Origin of the sequence: Streptomyces sp. NPDC051172 (assembly GCF_040682555.1) — a bacterium.
In the GTDB taxonomy this organism is placed as follows: domain Bacteria; phylum Actinomycetota; class Actinomycetes; order Streptomycetales; family Streptomycetaceae; genus Streptomyces.
The window spans coordinates 1-19,775 of the sequence record NZ_JBFBBE010000041.1 but is presented as its reverse complement, the minus strand read 5'-3'; the positions used below and the strand labels follow the sequence as shown (position 1 = coordinate 19,775).

At 71.8% G+C, this 19,775-nt stretch carries 18 protein-coding genes; 11 read left to right on the top strand and 7 right to left on the bottom strand.

Annotated elements, in window-relative coordinates:
* Positions 1-18: 18 nt before the first annotated feature.
* Entirely contained in the window at positions 19-717 is a 699-nt protein-coding gene (locus tag AB0N07_RS24350) for a L,D-transpeptidase (protein WP_365838353.1), read from the bottom strand.
* 199 nt (positions 718-916) lie between these two features.
* Positions 917-1,714, bottom strand: coding sequence for an SDR family NAD(P)-dependent oxidoreductase (locus AB0N07_RS24345; RefSeq protein WP_365838351.1), 798 nt, complete (start codon positions 1,712-1,714; stop codon positions 917-919).
* A gap of 49 nt (positions 1,715-1,763) precedes the next feature.
* On the opposite strand from AB0N07_RS24345, the gene AB0N07_RS24340 reads away from it, so the two are divergent.
* Positions 1,764-2,312: a hypothetical protein gene (locus AB0N07_RS24340; protein ID WP_365838349.1), complete on the top strand. Its 549-nt coding sequence runs from the start codon at positions 1,764-1,766 to the stop codon at positions 2,310-2,312.
* On the opposite strand, the gene AB0N07_RS24335 is transcribed toward AB0N07_RS24340, so the two are convergent.
* From AB0N07_RS24335 to AB0N07_RS24320, 4 genes are all read right to left on the bottom strand, one after another.
* Complete coding sequence (locus tag AB0N07_RS24335; protein ID WP_365838347.1) at positions 2,303-3,217, bottom strand: SDR family oxidoreductase; 915 nt, start codon at positions 3,215-3,217, stop codon at positions 2,303-2,305. The genes AB0N07_RS24340 and AB0N07_RS24335 overlap by 10 nt on opposite strands.
* Before the next feature lie 104 nt (positions 3,218-3,321).
* Positions 3,322-3,729: a hypothetical protein gene (locus AB0N07_RS24330; RefSeq protein WP_365838345.1), complete on the bottom strand. Its 408-nt coding sequence runs from the start codon at positions 3,727-3,729 to the stop codon at positions 3,322-3,324.
* Between the two features lie 154 nt (positions 3,730-3,883).
* The gene (locus AB0N07_RS24325) at positions 3,884-4,513 is read right to left on the bottom strand and encodes an MBL fold metallo-hydrolase (RefSeq protein ID WP_365838343.1); all 630 of its coding nucleotides are present in this window, start codon (positions 4,511-4,513) and stop codon (positions 3,884-3,886) included.
* Positions 4,513-5,598 (bottom strand): S-(hydroxymethyl)mycothiol dehydrogenase, encoded by a 1,086-nt coding sequence (locus AB0N07_RS24320; RefSeq protein WP_365838341.1) that lies wholly within the window; start codon positions 5,596-5,598, stop codon positions 4,513-4,515. Before AB0N07_RS24320 ends, AB0N07_RS24325 begins: the two co-directional genes overlap by 1 nt.
* Positions 5,599-5,769: 171 nt before the next feature.
* On the opposite strand from AB0N07_RS24320, the gene AB0N07_RS24315 reads away from it, so the two are divergent.
* Positions 5,770-7,524, top strand: a complete 1,755-nt coding sequence (locus AB0N07_RS24315) for an ABC transporter ATP-binding protein (RefSeq protein ID WP_365838339.1) — start codon at positions 5,770-5,772, stop codon at positions 7,522-7,524.
* A 114-nt stretch (positions 7,525-7,638) separates the two neighbouring features.
* On the opposite strand, the gene AB0N07_RS24310 is transcribed toward AB0N07_RS24315, so the two are convergent.
* Complete coding sequence (locus tag AB0N07_RS24310) at positions 7,639-8,481, bottom strand: (2Fe-2S)-binding protein (protein ID WP_365838337.1); 843 nt, start codon at positions 8,479-8,481, stop codon at positions 7,639-7,641.
* 208 nt (positions 8,482-8,689) lie between these two features.
* Between AB0N07_RS24310 and AB0N07_RS24305 the strand changes: the two genes are divergently transcribed.
* The 9 genes from AB0N07_RS24305 (at position 8,690) to AB0N07_RS24265 (ending at position 19,731) form a co-directional block, all read left to right on the top strand.
* A complete protein-coding gene (locus AB0N07_RS24305) occupies positions 8,690-9,682 on the top strand; it encodes an iron ABC transporter permease (RefSeq protein ID WP_365838461.1) in 993 nt (330 codons plus the stop codon).
* Complete coding sequence (locus AB0N07_RS24300; protein WP_365838335.1) at positions 9,679-10,731, top strand: iron ABC transporter permease; 1,053 nt, start codon at positions 9,679-9,681, stop codon at positions 10,729-10,731. Before AB0N07_RS24305 ends, AB0N07_RS24300 begins: the two co-directional genes overlap by 4 nt.
* Positions 10,728-11,537, top strand: coding sequence for an ABC transporter ATP-binding protein (locus tag AB0N07_RS24295; protein ID WP_365838333.1), 810 nt, complete (start codon positions 10,728-10,730; stop codon positions 11,535-11,537). The genes AB0N07_RS24300 and AB0N07_RS24295 overlap by 4 nt, the downstream gene beginning before the upstream one ends.
* Positions 11,538-11,576: 39 nt before the next feature.
* Positions 11,577-12,596, top strand: coding sequence for an iron-siderophore ABC transporter substrate-binding protein (locus AB0N07_RS24290; RefSeq protein ID WP_365838331.1), 1,020 nt, complete (start codon positions 11,577-11,579; stop codon positions 12,594-12,596).
* A gap of 83 nt (positions 12,597-12,679) precedes the next feature.
* Complete coding sequence (locus AB0N07_RS24285; RefSeq protein ID WP_365838329.1) at positions 12,680-13,855, top strand: ATP-grasp domain-containing protein; 1,176 nt, start codon at positions 12,680-12,682, stop codon at positions 13,853-13,855.
* On the top strand, positions 13,852-15,555 hold the full coding sequence (locus AB0N07_RS24280) for an IucA/IucC family protein (RefSeq protein WP_365838327.1): 1,704 nt from the start codon (positions 13,852-13,854) through the stop codon (positions 15,553-15,555). Before AB0N07_RS24285 ends, AB0N07_RS24280 begins: the two co-directional genes overlap by 4 nt.
* Positions 15,552-16,754 (top strand): MFS transporter, encoded by a 1,203-nt coding sequence (locus AB0N07_RS24275; protein WP_365838325.1) that lies wholly within the window; start codon positions 15,552-15,554, stop codon positions 16,752-16,754. Before AB0N07_RS24280 ends, AB0N07_RS24275 begins: the two co-directional genes overlap by 4 nt.
* The gene (locus AB0N07_RS24270) at positions 16,754-18,526 is read left to right on the top strand and encodes an IucA/IucC family protein (RefSeq protein WP_365838323.1); all 1,773 of its coding nucleotides are present in this window, start codon (positions 16,754-16,756) and stop codon (positions 18,524-18,526) included. The genes AB0N07_RS24275 and AB0N07_RS24270 overlap by 1 nt, the downstream gene beginning before the upstream one ends.
* A complete protein-coding gene (locus tag AB0N07_RS24265; protein ID WP_365838321.1) occupies positions 18,523-19,731 on the top strand; it encodes a type III PLP-dependent enzyme in 1,209 nt (402 codons plus the stop codon). Before AB0N07_RS24270 ends, AB0N07_RS24265 begins: the two co-directional genes overlap by 4 nt.
* Positions 19,732-19,775 lie beyond the last annotated feature (44 nt).

Sequence of the window (19,775 nt, the reverse complement as noted above, 5' to 3'; positions counted from 1 at the left end):
CCGGGGCCGGGTGCCTGCTCAGGTGCCCGGCTTGCGGCCGTAGACGAAGACGTCGTCGCCGCTCTTCAGCAGGTCCCAGTACTTCTTGGCCGTGGTGGGGGTCATGTTGACGCAGCCGTGCGAGCCCGGCGGGTTCCACATACTGAGGTTGACCGAGTGGAAGGCCTGGCCGCCGTCGAAGAACTGGCTGTAGGGCATGGGCACGTTGTAGATGTTCGAGACGTGGTTCTTGTCCCGCCAGTAGATCTTCTTCAGGCCGGTGCGGGTCTCGTAGCCGTCGCGGCCGGTGCGGACCGGGACGGGGCCGTAGACGAGCCTGCTGCCGTCCTGGATCCAGCTGAGCTGGAGGGTGAGGTTCACGCAGGCTGTGCGCCCCTTGTTGGTCGGGCAGGCGCCGTCCCGGTCGGGGTTGGTGCCGACGGCCTTCTGCTTGTTCATGAGGTCCATCACGCCCCAGGTGACGGACCCGGCGTAGCCGATGTTCGGGGTGATGCCGTGCTTGGTCTGGAAAGCCTTGATGGCCTTGCAGTCGGTGGCGGACTGCTTGCCGTCGACGGTCAGGCCGAGGAACTTCTCGACCTGCTTCTGGTAGGGCCCGGTCTGTGTGGTGCAGCTGGTGGCCGCCTGCGCGGGCGCCGTCCCCAGCGCGAGTGCGAGCGGTGCCACCAGTCCGGTGATCCCGAGTGCGACGGCACCCCGTCTGCGTATGTCCCCCATGGCCTGCCTTGCCTTTCGTCCGGGTGGGTCGGTCGGATCTGCGATCTCTGCCAGCTAGACCGGCGTCCGGCGCGATCGGTTGCAAGGCCTCCTCACGATGCGACGAAACGGTGACATTCGCAGTGCCCCAGGTCACAGCGTGATGCACACCCCAGCGGCGGCTGCCTACGCCCCTTGTTTCTCGCCTGCCCCGCAAGTCTCAGAGGTCCCGGTTCTGTCGTGTCGTCCGGAGGAATCCTGTGTTCACCGCGGTGACGCCGCCGTCGACCGTGAGCGAGGTGCCGGTGATCCAGGACGCCTCGCGGGAGGCGAGGAAGGCGACGGCGGCGGCGATGTCGTCCGGCTCCCCGACCCTGCCGAGCGGGTACAGCGGACGCAAGGCCTCGAGCTCGTCCTCGCGGCCCTCCCACGCCGAGGTGCGCACCGTGCCCGGCACCACGAGGTTGACGCGGACGCCCCGCGCGGCGGCGTGCACGGCCGTGGTGCGCGTGAGGGAGACCAGAGCGGCCTTGGCCGCGCTGTAGGCGTGGTTGCCGAAGTCCTGAAGGCCGTTGACGGAACCGATGTTGACGACGGCGCCGCGGCCGGAAGCGGCCAGATGCGGGAGGGCTGCGCGGCAGCAGCGGTAGGTTCCGGACAGGGTGATGTCGAGATCGCGGTCCCACGCCTCGTCCGGGCCGTCCTCGAACAGCGGGGTGTCGGGGGTGCAGCTCGCCGCGCTGTTGACCAGGACGTCCAGCGAGCCGAAGGCGCCCACGGCATGCGCGACGGCCGCCTCCACCGAGGACCGGTCGGCCACGTCACACCCCAACGCCTCGGTGACCAGGCCCTGTTCACTCAGCACTGCCGCGGTCCTGGCCGCCTCGCATGCGTCCACGTCGGTCAGCAGCACCCGCGCCCCTTCGCCGGCCAGCCGCCGGGCGACGGCGGCTCCGATGCCGCGGGCGGCGCCGGTGACGAGAACTCCGTACCCCTCGAAGCGCTTCGTGTCAGCCATGGGCCGAACCTACTCCCGGGGCGATCAAGAGGGCAGATAACGTGCGGCCATGTCCGCGTTCATACAGCAACTTCCCGCGCTCATCGGTGTGGTGATCGGCGCATTCGGTTCCTATCTGGCGGTCCTGCGGGGCGACCAGGTGAGGTTCCGACGCGAACAGGCGGCACGATGGGAGGAGAGACGCCTGGCGGTGTACTCCGACTACGCGCGGTCGGTGAAGCAGACGGTCACGGTGACCTACCGGGTCGCTTCCGAACTCGGCAACGGGAAGCACCCTGATCCCCTCACCCCGGAAGAGGCCAAGCCGCTGCTGGCCGCGGCGAACGCCGGACGAGACCCTGCGGGTGAGGCGCTGCTCATGCTGGGCAGCCCCGGGGTGGTGGCGAAGTCACGGGCCTGGGTCGTGACGGTGATGGAGATGGAACGGTTCGTGCGTGAGGGCACCAGGGATCCGGAGGCGTGGCGGGCGCTGCTGGATCAGCAGCGCGCCGGACGGACGGCCTACTACGCGGCGGTGCGGGAGGACCTCGGCCTTCCGCCGGGCCATTCGGCGCGCTGGCCCGTCCGCGCCGGGGACCCCGTGCCTCCTCAGCGGTAGCCGGTCGGGTCCGCCGGCTTCCCCGCGTCCTGGACCTCGACGATGTACCGCCAGGCGTCCGGACGGCTGCCGTCGAGGTCCGTGAAGCCGTACTCCCGGGCGAGTGAGCCGCTGGAGACGGACGCGCCGTTCCACCGGGCCACGTCGGGGTCGGCGGCGAGGGCGGCGACGGCGCGGCCCACGTAGCGCGGGGTCTCGGAGATGGCGAAGTGGGGGACGCTTTCGAGGGCGTCGCGCCAGTTGTCCTCGCGGACGCCGAACTGGTCGAGCATGATCTCCGAGCGCAGCCAGCCGGGCGTCAGCGCGAGGGCCGTCGCCCCGCGCGGTCCGAGTTCATGGGCCAGGGCGAAGGCCATGCGCAGCACGGACGCCTTGGCGAGGTCGTAGAAGAAGGAGACGCGGTAGGTGTCGCGGTTGTACTCGGCGGTTCCGTCGGTGACCTCGACGACCAGGCCGCCGGGGTGGCGCAGCAGGAGCGGCAGGGCGTGGTGGCTGGTGATCGCGTGGGTCTCGACGGCGAGCCGGAGCAGCCGGAGTCCGTCGTCGAGGTCGTGCTCCCAGAGGGGCCTGTCCCAGGCGAAGAGGTTCTCGCCGCCCCAGATGTCGTTGACGAGGACGTCGAGGCGGCCCTGTTCGTCCGCGATGCGGTCCACGAGGGTGCGGACCTGCGCCGGGTCGAGGTGGTCGGTCGGTACGGCGATGCCCTGGCCGCCCGCCTCGGTGACGAGGTCTGCGGTGTCCTCGATGGTCTCGGGGCGGCCGTACTCCGAGCGCTGCGCACGGGTGGTGCGTCCGGTGACGTAGACCGTGGCGCCGGTCGCGCCGAGTTCCACGGCGATGCCTCGCCCGGCTCCACGTGTCGCCCCGGCGACCAGCGCGACCTTGCCCTTCAGCGGCTGTGACATGTCCGGCCTCCCGTTGAACGCGTTTGTCGCCTTCACACTGCCGGGTAAGCCGGACATCCTCTGTCGTCTTTATGCCGAGTATTGCGTCGTCCTCAGGACGCGCGTCACCTCGGCTGCACGACCGTCAGCGCCCACTGGATCGTCTGCTTCGAGGCATGGATGCCCACGCCGAAGGATCCCGACTGGACGACGCCCTGGTCCAAGGTCACCGAGCCGACGCCGGCGGACCTGGCCGGACAGCGGACGGAGAACTCTGCCACCTGCGTGTCCAGCGACTGCATCGTCACTTTCACGTGGCCGCCACCTTTGCAGGCCACGGTCAGGACGGTCCGCCGGTACTGGGTCGCCCCGGCCGACACGGCGCCACCGTCGCCCGTCTGCCCCGTCACCCACAGCAGGCCGTCCTCCCCGGGATCCGGCAACAGCACGTCGTCCGCCGCGGCGGATCCGGTTCCGGCCGCGATCGCCCCTAAGGCCACCAGCGCCGTCAGAGCCAGTTGGGTACGTCTCACGCTTACTCCCTGATGATCGGTTACGGAGTCGTCAGTCTGCGTCGGTGGACGGCCGCGAGGCATGAGTACGCGTACTCATCCGGCAGGGCGCGGTTCCGCCGACCAGGGGTTCTCCGGCCCGATGGGTTTCGGCCCGGGTGGCCGCGATCCGGCCTCAGTGGCCGCGGGCGATCCACTCCTCCAGGTGGGGCGCTTCGGCTCCGATGGTGGTCGGATCGCCGTGGCCGGTGAGGACCTTGGTCTCCGAAGGGAGGGTGAGCAGGCGGTCGCGGATGGAGTCGATGATCGTCGGGAAGTGGGAGTAGGAGCGGCCGGTCGCTCCGGGGCCGCCCCGGAAGAGGGTGTCGCCGGTGAAGACCGCGGCCAGGGCGGGGTCGTAGAGGCAGACGGCGCCCGGCGCATGGCCGGGCGTGTGGATCACGGTGAGGTCGGCCCCTGCCGCCTCGATGACCTGGCCGTCGGCCAGGTGGGCGTCGGGGTCGCGGTCGGGGTGGGTGAGCTTCCACAGCGGCAGGTCGTCGGGGTGCAGCCAGATGGTCGCGCCGGTGCGGTCGGCGAGCGCAGGCGCGGCGTCGATGTGGTCGTTGTGGGCGTGGGTGCACACGATGGCCGCCAGGCGGCGGTCCCCGACGGCCTCGGCGATGGCGTCGGCGTCGTGGGCCGCGTCGATGACGACGACCTCGTGGTCGTCGCCGACGATCCACACGTTGTTGTCGACCTCCCAGGTTCCGCCGTCGAGGCTGAAGGTGCCGGAGGTGACGAGCCGTTCGATGCGTGCGGCCATCACAGCACCACCACCGAACGCAGCACGTCACCGTGGTGCATCCGCTCGAACGCCTTCTCCACGTCGGTGATTTGGATGGTCTCGCTGACGAACTTGTCCAACGGCAGCCGGCCCTGCAGATGCAGGTCGATCAGCATCGGGAAGTCGCGGGAGGGCAGGCAGTCGCCGTACCAGGACGACTTCAGCGATCCGCCGCGCCCGAACACGTCCAGGAGGGGCAGTTCGAGCTTCATCTCGGGGGTGGGCACTCCGACGAGGACGACCGTGCCGGCGAGGTCGCGGGCGTAGAAGGCCTGCTGGTACGTCTCCGGGCGGCCGACCGCCTCGATGACGACATCGGCGCCGAAGCCGCCGGTCAGCTCGCGGATCGCCTTCACCGGATCGCTCTCCTTGGAGTTGACGGTGTGCGTGGCGCCCATCTCCCGAGCCTTGGTCAGCTTGCGGTCGTCCAGGTCCACCGCGATGATCTTCGCGGCACCCGCCAGGTTCGACCCCGCGATCGCCGCGTCACCCACGCCACCGCAGCCGATGACCGCCACGCTGTCGCCACGGCCGACGTTGCCGGTGTTGATCGCCGCGCCGATGCCCGCCATCACACCGCAGCCCAGCAGCCCGGCCACCTGCGGCGTCACGCTCGCATCCACCTTCGTGCACTGCCCGGCCGCGACCAGCGTCTTCTCCGCGAACGCGCCGATGCCCAGCGCCGGGGACAGCTCGGTGCCGTCGGTGAGAGTCATCTTCTGCTCGGCGTTGTGGGTGTTGAAGCAGTACCAGGGCCGTCCCCGCAGACAGGCCCGGCAATTCCCGCACACGGCACGCCAGTTGAGGATCACGAAGTCGCCGGGCGCGACGTCCGTGACGCCCGCGCCGACCGACTCCACCACACCGGCCGCCTCATGACCGAGCAGGAAGGGGAAGTCGTCGCTGATACCGCCCTGCTTGTAGTGCAGATCGGTATGACACACCCCGCACGCCTGGATCCGTACGACCGCCTCCCCCGGGCCGGGGTCCGGCACGACGATCGTCTCCACCCGCGCCGGCTCGCCCTTGCCCGGTGCGATCACGCCGCGTACTTCCTGCGCCATGGCGTTGAAACCTTTCGTCGGCGGATGTCCGTGCTTCCGACCCTACGGGTGACTGATCAGTAACGGCGCCGGAGCCCGCCGCGTCCGTGCCGTCCACGTCCGGGAGCGGCCGCGCCTCGGAGGCGGGCGCCCACGTAACCTGAATGCTCCGCACGACTCCCGAGGAGCACCGTGAGCATCGCCGAGCCCGAGCCCCGACCGCCCGCCTGGCGGCTGCTCCTCGCCTATGTACGACCGCACCGGTGGGCCCTGCTGACGGGCGCACTGTTGTCGCTGGTCACGGGGGCCACCGGGCTGCTGCTGCCGCTGGTGGCCAAGGGGCTGATCGACGACCTGTCGCACGACCGGGCCATCACCGGCGCGCTGCTCGCCATGTCGGGGCTGGTGGTCACCAACGCCGCGGTCGGCGCGCTCGGTTCATACGTGCTGCGGCGGACCGCGGAGTCGGTGGTGCTCGGTGCGCGGCGCGCCCTGTCCTCGTATCTGCTGCGGCTGCGGATCACCGCGGTGGACCGCAGCGAGCCGGGTGACCTGATGGCCCGCATCACTTCCGACACCACGCTGCTGCGCGAGGTCACCACCGATTCGCTGGTCGGCCTGGGCACGGGCGGGCTCACGCTCGTCGCGACGGTGGTGATGATGGGGCTGGTGGACCCGGTGCTGCTCGGCGTCACCCTGTGCGTGATCCTCGGGGGGGGCACGGTGCTCGGCGTGATCGTGCCGCGCATCAACCGGGCCAGCCGGCAGGCGCAGGACGCGGTCGGCGTGATGGGGGCCTCGCTGGAGCGGATTCTCGGCGCGCTGCGCACGGTGAAGGCGTCGGGCGCCGAGGACCGGGAGGAGCGGACCCTGCACGAGGCCGCCGAGGAGTCGTGGCGGCAGAGCGTGCGCGCGGCCAAGTGGTCGGCGGCGGCGGGCAACACGGCCGGTCTCGCGATGCAGATCGCCTTCATCACGGTGCTCGCGGTGGGCGGGGCGCGGGTGGCGACCGGAGCCATCCAGGTGGGCACTCTGGTCGCGTTCCTGCTGTACGTCTTCTATCTGATGTCGCCGATCCAGCAGGTGGTCGGTGCGATCACGCAGTACCAGACGGGCGCCGCCGCCCTCGCCCGCATCCAGGAGGCGCTGAGCCTGCCCTCCGAACCGGCGGCCCGGCCTGCGCCGTTGCCCACCCCGGGCGACGAGCCGGCCGCGGTTGCCTTCGACGAGGTCCGCTTCCGGTACGCCGATGACCTGCCGTACGTCCATCACGGGGTGACGTTCTCCGTGCCGGCCCGTGGCATGACGGCGTTCGTCGGCCCGTCCGGCGCAGGCAAGACCACGGTGTTCTCGCTCATCGAGCGGTTCTACGATCCCGAGTCCGGGACCATCACCCTGGACGGAATCGCCCTGCGGAACTGGGAGTTGCCCAGGCTCCGGTCGGCGATCGGCTATGTGGAGCAGGACGCTCCCGTGCTGTCGGGTTCACTGCGGGACAATCTGCTGCTGGGCAATCCGGATGCGGACGACGACGCGGTGACGCGGGTATTGAAGACGACCCGGCTGGACGGCCTGGTCGCCCGGCTGCCCGGCGGCCTCGACACGCTGGTGGGACACCGCGGCACCAAGCTGTCGGGCGGCGAACGGCAGCGGGTCGCCATCGCCCGCGCACTCCTGCGGCGGCCCCGGCTGCTGCTGCTCGACGAGGCGACCTCGCAGTTGGATGCGGTCAATGAGGCGGCGCTGCGGGATACGGTCGACGATGTCGCCCGGACAACTACCGTTCTTGTTGTTGCGCACCGGCTGTCCACCGTGACCATGGCTGAGCGGATCGTGGTGATGGATGCGGGGCGGGTGCGGGCGGTTGGGACCCATCGGGAACTGGTTGCGGCGGATCCGCTCTACGCGGAGTTGGCGGCTACGCAGTTTCTTGCCACCGCGGATTGAGTGCGTCTTCGTTCAACTGCGGCGTAGTCGCGGCTGGTCGCGCCCACGCGGCGGAGCCGCAGATCCAACACAGCCCCGCGCCCCTTGAGGGGCGCTCCCCCGGCCGTTTCCTTCTCAGTTCTGGAGTCTGCGCAGGCGCTCCGCGTCGGCTGTGCGGGGGCAGGTCACACATGCCTCAGCGGGCTTGATCGCATAAAACATGCAGCAGCCGGTGCGGGTGCGGGTTGGGTGCCGACGGCCGTCGTCGGCCGTCAGGAGACGGAAGTCGGCGCCGCCCGGGTACGGGGGCACGGCGAAAGGCAGTACTTCGGTGGCGGCCCGTACGGCGGCGTCCTCCTGGCCGAGCATGCGGCCGAGGTACCAGATGCCGGACACGAGGTCGTCGGCGACCAGGCCCCAGAGGGAACGCGCGCCGCGTCGTGCGACAGGGCCGATCGCGGACAGCAGCGGACGCATGTGGTCGGCCGTCGACATGCGCAACGCGGCTCGCAGGGGCTCTTCCTGAGGAGCCGTCAGTGCGCCGGGAAGTGAGGCGAGGGGGTCGCCGGGCAGACAGACGAGTTCGGTGCCGGGGGTGATCTCGTACGCGCCCGCGGTGAGGTCGAGGCGCAGGTCCTCGGGGCGGATGCGGGGTACGCGCCGTTCGAGGTACCAGGTCCCGCCCAGCAGGACGCCGAGGGTCCAGGCGTAGTCGTGCAGGGCGCGTGAGGCGGCGACGTCGCGGCGCGCGGCGATGCCGTACCGGGCGTGGACACGGGCCGCCTCGGCGTCGACGAAGGCGTCGAGCACGCCGCGGTCCGACGCCAATTCGGCTGCTGTGACAGAGGCTTGCGGCTCGTCGCCCGGCTCGATGACCCGTACGTCCAGCGATTCGCAGATGTCGGCGAGTCTGCGGTAGGCGCCGCCGAGGGCATGCGTGACGGCGCCGGCGGGCGGGGTTTTCAGAGCCACGGACATGGGCGCTCCAGCACAGGAAGTTCAAAGAGAACCAGGAAGGCAAGGCTCACCTTACTTCACGCTGGGCGGGGGTGATCAGCGGGGCATTCACCACTCCCGATCACGGAACCCGCACGTCAGGGTCATCTCACGGCCGATTGAAAAGTAAAGGAAGGCTAGCCTAAGCTCACGGCTTGTGACTGCGACCCAACGGGGCGCACCTGTCGGTGTGCCCCTCCATGCCCTCAGACACCTCCCCGTGTTCCTCGCCGGACTGGGCGCGCTGGTGCTCTGCACCGCGTTGAGCCTGGTGCTCGGCGCCCGGTCGGTGCCCCTGTCCACGGTGACCGACGCACTCTTCGGCCACGCCCAGGGCCGGGAGGCGCTCGTGGTCACCGGGCTGCGGCTGCCGCGCACCGCCATCGGTCTCGCGGTGGGGGCCGCGCTCGGGGTCGCCGGGGCCGTCGCGCAGGGCATCACCCGCAATCCGCTCGCGTCGCCGACCACCCTCGGCATCAACGCGGGCGCCGGTTTCGCGGTCGTCGTCGCGATCTTCGCGCTGAAGCTCAACGACCCTGTGCAGTATGTGTGGTTCGCGTTCGCCGGGGCCGCGGGCGCCGCCCTGTTCGCCCAGGCGCTGGCCCGCCGCGCCGGGGACATCGATCCCGTACGGCTCGCCCTCGGCGGCACGGTGCTCCAACTGGTGCTGCTGTCCTGGACGTCGGCGGTGATGCTGATGAACCAGCGCACCCTCGACGAGGCCCGCTTCTGGCTGGCCGGATCCCTGTCCGGCAGGCCCCTCGACGTGCTGTGGCCGGTGCTGCCGACCCTGCTGCTCGGCCTGACGGTCGCCCTCGCCGTGTCTCCCGCGCTCAACGCCCTGGCCTTGGGCGACGATTCGGCCCAGGCTCTCGGGGTGCCGGTGGCCCGGATCCGGCTGGCGGGCGGCATCGCGGTGGTCCTGCTCGCCGGATCGGCGGTCGCCATGGCCGGGCCGGTCGCCTTCATCGGCCTCGCCGCGCCCCATCTCGTACGTCCCCTGCTGGGCTCCGACCACCGGCTGGTGGTGCCCGGCTGTCTGATCGCAGGACCGCTGCTGCTGCTCGCGGCCGATGTCCTCGGCCGGATGGTGATCCGCCCCTCGGAGCTGGAGGTCGGCATCGTCACGGCGTTCCTGGGCGCGCCCCTGCTGGCGCTGCTGGCCCGGAAGGTGGCCCGATGACCGCCACCGTCGTTGCGGCCGCCCGTCCGCGGTCCGCCTCCCGGGCCCGGGTGCGCCGCCGTGTGCTGGTGTTCGCCGCCGGCGGTCTCCTCGTACTGTTCGTGCTGCTCACCGTCTCCCTGACGACCGGCGAGATGCCCATGCCCGCGGGCAGGGCGCTTCGGGCGCTGGTCGGGCTCGGGGACTCCGGGGACGTACTGGTGGTGCAGCAGTTCCGGGCGCCCAGGGCGGTGGCGGCGATCGTCGCCGGTGCCGGTCTGGGAGCAGCCGGCTGCGTGCTGCAGCGGCTGTTCCGCAACCCCCTGGCGTCTCCCGATGTCATGGGCGTGACAGGCGGGGCCTCGCTGGGTGCGGTCGCGCTGATCGCTGCCGGGGCCTCGCAGACGCTCATCCCGGTCGGCGCACTGGGCGGCGGCCTCCTCGCGGCGCTGCTGCTGGGCGTGTTCGCCTGGCGGTCCGGGCTCGCCGTCACCCGGCTGGTGCTCACCGGGCTCGCCGTGCAGGCGGGGCTGGCCGCCGCCGTGAACCTGATGATCGTGCGCTTCCCGGCCGAGCTCGCCGGTTCGGCGCTGCAGTGGACCACCGGCTCGGTGTACGGACGGACGTGGACGGAGGTGTGGGGGGCGGCCGGCGCCATGGTGCTCGCGCTCGCCGCCGCCCTGGTACTGCACCGCCGGCTGGCCGTGCTCGACCTCGGGGACGAATCGGCGGGCGCGCTGGGTCTTGGGACGTCCGCCGCCCGGCTCCAACTTCTCTTCGTCGCCGTGGCGTTGGCGTCGCTTGCGGCCGCGCTCGCCGGTCCGGTGACCTTCGTCGCGCTCGCCGTGCCGCACCTCGTGCGCCTGGTCACCGGTCCGCCGACGGCCGCGTCCCTGGGGCTGGCCGGTCTCACCGGCGCGGTGCTGCTGCTCGCCTCCGACCTGGTGGTGCAGCACCTGTTGCCGATCGAGGGCCTGCCGGTCGGGGCGGTCACCGCCACCCTGGGCGCGCCCTGGCTGCTGGTGCTGATGTTCCGGCAGAGCTCACCCGTCCCAAGGAGCCACGCATGACCAACCACTTGCAGACCCAGGGCATCGATCTGCGCTACGGCGACCGGCTCGTCGTCGGCGGGCTCGATCTGACGCTGCCGGGCGGAGCCGTCACCGCGATCGTGGGGCCCAACGCCTGTGGGAAGTCGACCCTGTTGCGGGGGCTGAGCCGGCTGCTCGCCCCGTCCGCGGGCACTGTCACGCTGGACGGCGCGGACATCCACCGTATGCCGGCGCGGACGCTCGCCCGCCGGATGGGCCTGCTGCCCCAGCAGCCGGTCACCCCCGAGGGGATCACCGTCGAGGCGCTCGTACGGCTGGGCCGGTATCCGCACCAGCGGCTGCTGAGCCCCTGGTCGGCGGCGGACCAGCGGGCGGTGGACGAGGCCATGGAACGCACCGGCACCACATCCCTGCGCGACCAGCCCGTCGACCGGCTCTCCGGCGGCCAGCGCCAACGCGCCTGGATCGCGCTGGCGTTGGCGCAGGACACCGAGCTGCTGCTGCTCGACGAGCCGACCACCTTCCTCGACCTGCGGCACCAGCTCGACGTCCTCGACCTGGTCGCCGCCCTGCACGCCGAGGCCGGCCGCACCGTGGTGATGGTGCTGCACGACCTCGGACAGGCCGCCCGCTACGCGGACCACATGGTGGTCCTCAAGGAGGGCCGCCTCGCCGCCGCCGGCGCCCCGGCCGACGTCCTCGACGCGGATCTCGTCAGATCCGTGTTCGACGTGGACTGCCGGGTGATCCCCGACCCGGAGACCGGCACCCCGCTGGTCGTCCCGAAAAGCGGCGCGGCCCGGCAACCGGCCGCCTCCGCCTGACCCACCACCGCACTCCCCTACCAGAAAGACCCACCCCCCATGTTCAAGTGCTCTCCCCTGCGCGGATTCGGCCGGCTGGTCGCCGTGCTGCTCTCCGTCGTGCTCGGTACGGCCGTACTGGCCGCCTGCGGCAGCGAGAAGACCGATACGGCCGACACGGCGAAGGCCTCCGGCGCGGCATCGGCCGGCTTCCCGCGCACCCTCAAGACCGTGATGGGCGACGTCAAGATCCCCTCGCAGCCGAAGCGGGTCGTGGTGCTCGACACCGGTGAACTGGACGACGTCACCCTGCTCGGCATCGACCCGGTCGGCGCGGTGGCCCCGCACTTCAAGAGCGAGGGCGGCTTCCCGACGTATCTGAAGGGCGAGCTGAGCGGCACCGCCGACGTCGGCCCGCTCCTCGAGCCCAACCTGGAGAAGATCGCCTCCCTGAAGCCCGATCTGATCCTGTCGTCGAAGGTCCGGCACGAGAAGGTCTACGACAAGCTCAGCGCCATCGCCCCGACCGTCTTCACGGAGACCACCGGCGGGGTCTGGAAGCAGAACCTCAAGGTGCACGCCGAGGCGCTCGGACTGGAGAAGGAGGCCGCCGCGAAGCTCAAGGAGTACGAGACGCAGGCCAGGGCGCTGGGTGAGGTCATCAGGAAGAAGGACGGCGGCACCATGCCGACCGCGTCCGTGGTCCGCTTCATCGCCGGTCCGACCCGCCTTTACCAGACCAACTCCTACAGCGGTGTCGTGCTGAACGACATCGGCTTCAAGCGGCCCAAGTCCCAGGTGTCGAACGATCCCGCCGTCACCATGAAGGACGTCAGCCCGGAGGAGATAGACCAGGCCGACGCCGACCTGATCTTCGTCACCACCGCCGACACCCCCGACAAGACCCAGCAGAAGCAGGTCACCTCCAACCCGGTCTGGAAGTCCCTGTCGGCCGTCAAGGACGGCAAGGTCTTCACCGTCCCGGACGAGACGTGGATGTCCGGCATCGGCGTCCAGGCCGCGGAGCAGATGCTGAAGGACGTGGCGAAGGCCACCGGCGTGGAGCTCCCGAAGAAGTAACTCCCGCTCTTTCGGGGCGGCCCGCAGCACCGCCGCGGCCCGCCCCCGCCCCCCCACCCGCCGGCGGAAGTTGTTCATCAGCCATGCGTCTGTACCTGCTTGCCCTCAATCCGACCGACTCCGTCTCCGAGGGCTTCCTGCCCGCCGCAGCCCGGCTGGGCCTGGACGTCACCGTCCTCACCGACCAGCCCGAGGCCCACCGCCGCGCCCACCCGGAGACCGAGGTCCTGGAGTGCGACGTCCGCGACCACCGGGCGGTCATCACCCGCATCTCGACGCACCACCGTCCCGACGCCGTCTTCACCAACAGCGACCACCTCCAGGCGCAGGCCGCCCTGGCCGCCGCCTATTTCGGCCTGCCCGCCAAGGACTGGCGGGCCGCGCTCGCCACCAAGGACAAGGCGGAGATGCGGCGCCGGCTCGCCACCGCCGGCGTGGACACCGTGTGGTCGGCCGAGCTCACCGAGCCGGTCGCGCCGGACGACGCCCCGTATCCGTGTGTGCTCAAGCCCCGCGAGGGCGTGGCCAGCGAGGACGTCGTCCTGGTCGACGACGCCGAGCAACTGACCACGCACGCCAAGGACATCCTTCAGCGCCGCCCCGGTGCCGTCCTGCTCGTCGAGGAGTACCTCCCCGGCGAGCTGTACACCCTGGAGACGCTCGGTGACGGGCACGTACGCCATGTGCTGGGCGGCTTCCACACCGAGCTGTCGCCCCCGCCGTACTTCATCGAGGAGCGCCTCACCTTCGTCCCGGCCCATCCCGAACCGGTCGTCGCGCAGGTTCTCGCCCAACTGGACGCGCTGGGCGTCGGGTTCGGCGCCTGTCACACGGAGTTCGTGGTGCACGCGGGCCGGGCCAGGATCATCGAGGTCAACTACCGTGCCATCGGCGACCAGTGCGATCTGCTGCTGGCCCGGCTGCTGGACATACCGCTCTTCGAGCTGATCCTCCGCACACACCTGGGCGGGCGTCTCCCCGCCGACCCGGGAGCCCGCCGTGACGGCGCCGCGCGCCTGGACTACCCCTGTGCCGACCGTGCCGGAACCCTGATCGAAGCCCCCGCAGCCCAGGAACTGATCCTCGACGGCGTCCACCTGACGTACCGTCCGCTGCGATCGGTGGGCGAGCGGCACGAGCTGTACCGCACCAACCGCGACTACCTCGGCGTCCTGCGGGCTGTCGGCACCGGCCAGGGGACGGTGGACCGGGTGTCGGCCGACTTCCTGGCCGCGCAGCGCTGGGAGATCCAGCCATGACCGCGCCGACGGTGACGGACACCTGCGAGGCGGAGCTCCTCACCCGCGTACTCAGCGCCCTGCTGCGGGAGGACGTGGTCGGGCTGCGCAGCCGCGGCACGCTCGTCCACCGGCCGGACGGCGACTGGCTGCGGCTGGCCACCACCGCGGACGCCCTGCTGCTGCCCGTCACCGAGGACGGCTACCAGTGCGAGCACCGGGCCCGGCTGCCCCTGCTCGCCCGCGAGTCGGACGGCACCGAGCTGACCTCGTACGAGACCGTGCTCGGTGCGCTGCGTGCGCTCGCCGAGCCCGTGGACCGCGACGGCTTCGACGCGTTCGCCGAGGAGTGCCGTCAGACGCTGGACACGATGCGGCTGCACGCGCGGACCCGGGACGAGGTCGACCAGCGGCTCACCGACCGGTACGGGCACGATCCGGCCCGCTGGACGGGTCCGGCGTACGACACCCTGGCAGCCCGCCACGACCATCCCGTCTACCCGACCGCGCGCGGCCGCACCGGTCTGTCGGAGGAGCAACTGCGGGCGTACGCACCGGAGTTCCATCCCCGTTTCGCCCTGCGCTGGCTCACCGTGCCGCGTGAGACGGTGGCCCTGAGCGGCCCGCTCCCGCAGCTGTGGCCTTCACCGGCGCGGCTCGGTCTGCCCGAGGTGGAGCAGACCCATCTGGCCCTGCCCGTCCACCCGTTGACCGTGGGCGCGCCGCTCGACGAGGCACTGCGGGCCACCGGCCTCGCCGGCCGTGCGCTGCTCGCCGAGCAGGCTCACCTGGAAGTCCTGCCGACCCTCTCGATGCGCACGGTCGCGGTGGCCGCGGATCCGTCCCTGCACCTCAAACTCCCCCTGGCCACGGCCACCTTGGGCCTGCGCAACAAGCGCTCCATCAAGCCCGGGACGCTCGTCGACGGCGCCGCGGGGCAGCGGCTGGTGGAGGCGGTGATCGCGCGCGAACCCCGTTTCCGGGACACGATCCTGCACGCCGACGAGACCACGTACGCGCACGCGGGCCACGAACTCCTTGCAGTCCTGTGCCGTCGCTTCCCGGCCGGTCTCAAGGACTCCGTCGTCGTTCCGCTGGCCGCGCTCCTCGCCGAGGCGCCCGGCGGGCGACTGGTCCTCGACCACCTGGCCGAACGCTTCTACGGCGGCGACCCACTGGCCCTGCTGGACGCCTGTCTCTCGCTGCTGTTCGACTGGCAGACCACCCTGTTCGGCTACGGCATCGCGCTGGAGTCGCACCAGCAGAACGTCTCGCTGGTGCTGGGGCCGGGCGGTGTGCGGTTGCTGTTCAAGGACAACGACGGGCCCCGCGTCAACGCGACCCGGCTGGCGGCCGTGCTGCCCGGGCCGTGGGGCTTCGACGATCCGCGGACCTTCACCGCCGGGGACGGGCCTGTCGCCGACGTGTTCGCCACCATCACCGTCCATCTGTGCGCCGGGGCCTACGCATTCGGGCTCGCCCAGCACCGGGACGCGCTGCTGGCGCTCGTCCGCGAACGGCTCGCGCAGGCCGTCGACCGGCTCGGCGGTGACGCGGGCGCCGTCCTGCGGGCGCATGTCCTCGATGCGCCGCGGCTGCCGGTCAAGGCCATGGTCACGGCCGGCACGCTGCTCAGCAAGGAGCGCTCGGGCGCCGCGGACGTCAACAAGCACTACACGAGCGGCCCCAACTACCTGCTGGCCCACGGGGGTTCCGCATGAGCACCGAGACCCTGCGGATGCCGGGTACGGCATTCACCCGCGGGCATGTGCACGCGGTCGCGGGCTGCTACTTCGTGGCGTCCTTCGCCGCGCTCGGGCTGCCGCCGTATCTCACCGAGATCCTCCCGGAGCTGGGTGACCGCCATGCCCGCTGGGCGGGGGTGCTGTACGTCGTCCCGACCGTGTTCGGGGCGCTGGGCGCCCCGCTGTGGGGACGGCTCGCCGACCGCTACGGCCGTAAACGGCTGCTGCTGCGAGCCCAGTTGGGGCTCGCCGTGGCCTTCCTGCTCGCGGGCTGGGCGGACTCCCTGGCCACGTTCACGGTGGCGCTGGTGCTGCAGGGCATTCTGGGCGGCACGTTCGCCGCGTCCAACGGGTACCTGGGTGCCGCCCTGAAGGGGCCCGCCCTGTCCAGGGCACTCACCTTGATGCAGGGCAGCGCGCGGGCCGCGCTGGTCGTGGCCCCGATCGTGGTCGGCTCGCTGTCGGGCCGGCTGTCACCGCACCGCCAGTACGCCCTTCTCGCCATACTGCCGTTGGCCGCCGCCCTGCTGCTGGCGGCGCTGCCCGAACCGGAGCCTGCCGCAGAGGAGTCGGAGAACGCCCCCGAGACGACTGCCGTGCACGAGCCGCCGGTGATCTCGCTCAAGGCCCTGTACGCCCTTGAGTTCGCCTTCGTCTTCTCCACGGTCATCTCCTTCCCCTACCTGATCGCCCTCGTCGACGACCGCCTGCCGGGCACCTCGCCGACGCTGTCCGGTGTGCTGTTCGCCCTCCCCCACCTGTGCTACCTGGTCTCGGCGCTGGCCGTGCACTCCGCCTTCCAAGGCCGCCCTCGCACCGGTATCGCACTCGGCTTCGCCTGCATCGCGCTCGGGCTCGCCGGGCACGGGGTCGCCGGCTCCCTGCCCGCCCTGATCGCCGTACGGCTGCTGCTGGGCGCGGGCCTCACCCTCGGCCTGGTGTGCCTGTCGGTGCTGGCCGCCGACTGCGCCAAAGGCCGCGCTCCGGGTGGGATGTTCGGCTCGCTGGAGTTCTTCTCCAAGGCCGGCGCGGTCGCCGCCGGCCTGGCCGCGGCGGCGGGCAGCGCCCGCTTCGGCCCGGCCGCACCCGTACTGACCGGCAGCGCGGCCGCCGCCGTCACCGTACTGGCCACTCTCCTCCCCCCGCTGACCCCCCGCACCCGCAGGAGCCGCTGATGCCCTCACTGATCCGTCCGCAGACCTCGTCCGGGGGGACCGCGGTCTCGCTCTGCCCGCCCGCCACTGCCGCCGCGCCCGCAGGGCTTCCCTCCGCCGACGACGCCGTGGCCCACACGCTCCTCAACTGCCTGCTGCGCGAGGTGTCGGGCCCCGAGCACCAGTCGGTCGTCGCCGACGGCGGGCTGCTGCTGCGGCTGCCCCGCCGCGGAGTGCTGCTGCGGGTCGCGCTGCGCCGCACCTCTCTGCTGGGCGCGCACCGCTTCACCGGCCCCGTGAGCGAACAGGGCGAGGACGGCTGGTCGGAGGTGGACTGGCGGCGCCTGGCCGAGTACACGCACGACGAGCTGTCGCTGCGCACCGGCGTACGCAACGAGGAGTTCCTGGAGCAGATCGCCTCCAGCCACGACGCCATCACCACCGCGCTCGCCGCCGGGCGCCCCGCCCGCCTCCCGGACGACCGGCTCTCCGCGTACCTGGCCTCCGAGCAGTCCCTGCTGTTCGGGCATCGCTTCCACCCCACGCCCAAGGCCCGCACCGGCGACCCGCGCGCCTGGTCCGCGTACGCCCCCGAGGTCGGCGCCTCCTTCCCGCTGCGGCACCTCGCCGTCCGCGCCCACCTGATCGCCGAGGAGTCCGCGGACCCGTCGGCGACCGCGCCGCTGGACGGTCTGCGCACGGACGTACCCGAGGGCTACCGGCTGCTGCCCGTCCACCCCTGGCAGTACGAGACCCTCCAGGCCCACCCCGCCCTGCGCGCTGCCCTCGAACGCGGCGACATCCTCGACCTGGGCCCGGGCGGGCAGCCCTTCGCGGCCACCGCGTCGGTGCGCACCCTGTACGACGGGGAGACCTTCCTCAAGTTCAGCCTGAACGTCCGGATCACCAACTGCCTGCGCAAGAACAGCAGTTACGAGCTGTCCGGCGCGGTCGCCCTGACCCGCGTGCTCACCGAGGCACTCGCCGACCTGGCCGAGCGCTTCCCCGGCAGCGCCGTGCTGCGCGAGCCGGCCTACCGCACGCTGGCGCTGCCCGGCCCGGACGGCACCCCCGACCGCGACCTGTTCGAGGGCTTCGGCGTCATCGTCCGCGAGGGCCTGCCGCGCCGTCTCGCCCCCGGCACGGTCCCCCTCCTGGCCGCTGCGGTCGCCGACGAGTACCCGACGGGCGCCGCCCACATCTCCCGCCTCCTCGGCGGAGCGGACGTACGCACGACGCTCGCCTGGTGGTCGTCGTATCTGGACCTGCTCGTCCCGCCCGTCCTCGCCGCGTACTTCGACCACGGCCTGGTCCTGGAACCCCACTTGCAGAACGTCCTGGTGTGCGTCGGCGGCGACGGCATGCCCGCGCAGGTCCTCTTCCGCGACCTGGAGGGCACCAAGCTGGTCCCCGAACACCACGCCGAGACGCTGGCGGGGCTGCGGCCCGACGTCGCGGGCCCGATGACGTACGACGCGCAGCGCGGCTGGGACCGGGTCGTGTACTGCCTGCTCGTCAACCACATTGCCGAGCTGCTCGCCGCCCTCGCCGACCTGCACCCGCAGGCGGAGGCGGCCCTGTGGGCCCGGGTGCGCGCCACGCTGCAGGCCTACGCCGACCGCCACGGCTGCCCGCCGAGACTCGCCGCCCTTCTCGCCGGAGTACCGCTGCCCGCCAAGGCCAATCTGCTGACCCGCTGGGAGCGCAAGGCGGACCGGGACGCCGGGTATGTCCGGCTGCCGTCCCCGCTCGCCGAGGACATCCTGCGCGACACGACCGGGAGCACCCGATGACCGACCCGACGCCCGCGGTCCACGACCGCGTCCTGTCTCTGCCCGCGACCGAACTGCCCGCGTACGTCTACGACTTGGCGGCGCTGCGCACCCATGCCGCCGCGGTGCGGGCCGCACTGCCGGAGCGGGTCGAGATGTACTACGCCGCCAAGGCCAACCCGGAGCCGGAGATCCTCGGCGCGCTCGGCCCGTACGTCGACGGCTACGAGGTCTCCTCGGGCGGTGAACTCGCCCACGTCGCCAAGGCGATGCCGGAGCGGCCGCTCGCCTTCGGCGGTCCCGGCAAGACACCGGACGAGGTGCGGGCCGCACTGGAGCTCGGCGTCGAGCGTTTCCATGTGGAGAGCGAGTACGAGCTGCGCATGCTGGCCGAGCTGGCGCGGACATGCGCGCCGGGGCGACGGGTGGCGGTGCTGGTCCGCGTCAATCTTCCGGTCGCGGACGGGTGGCTGGCGGGCAGCTCACTGGCGATGGGGGGCCGTCCGACGCCGTTCGGCCTGGACCCGGCACAGGCCGTCGACGTCGTCCGCGCGCTCGCCGACGGGACGTATCCCCACCTCGAACTACGGGGTGTTCACGCGCACCTGGCCAGTGGCCTGGAGGCGGCGGAACAGCTGGCGGTGGCCGAGTCCGTGGTGTCCTGGGCGAGGGGCCTCGGTGTTCCGCTCACCGAGGTCGACGTCGGCGGCGGCATGGCCGTCGACTACACCGCTCCGGAGCGCCGCTTCGACTGGACCGCGTACGGCGGCGGGCTCGCCCGTCTTGTCGAGGCGCACCCGGACCTGACCCTGCGCATCGAGCCGGGGCGGGCGCTGACGGCGTACTGCGGCTGGTACGCCACCGAGGTGCTGGACGTGAAGGCCAGCCACGGCGAGGAGTTCGCGGTGGTCCGCGGCGGCACCCATCATCTGCGGACCCCGGCGACGAAGGGGCACGACCAGCCCTGTTCCGTGCTGAAGGTGGACGCCTGGCCGCACCCGTGGCCACGCTCCGCCGTCGAAGGCGAGCAGGTCACTGTGGCCGGGCAGCTGTGCACCCCGAAGGACGTCCTGGCCCGCCAGGTGCCCGCGCCGGGGCTCAGGGCCGGCGACCGGGTGGTGTTCGCGCTCGCGGGGGCCTACGCGTGGAACATCTCGCACCACGACTTCCTGATGCATCCCCGGCCCGGTTTCCACTTCCTCCGCCCTTCGACCGCCGGGTTGTGATCAGGCCACCCGCGCAGCGAAAGGGCCGCCCTGAGAGGGCGGCC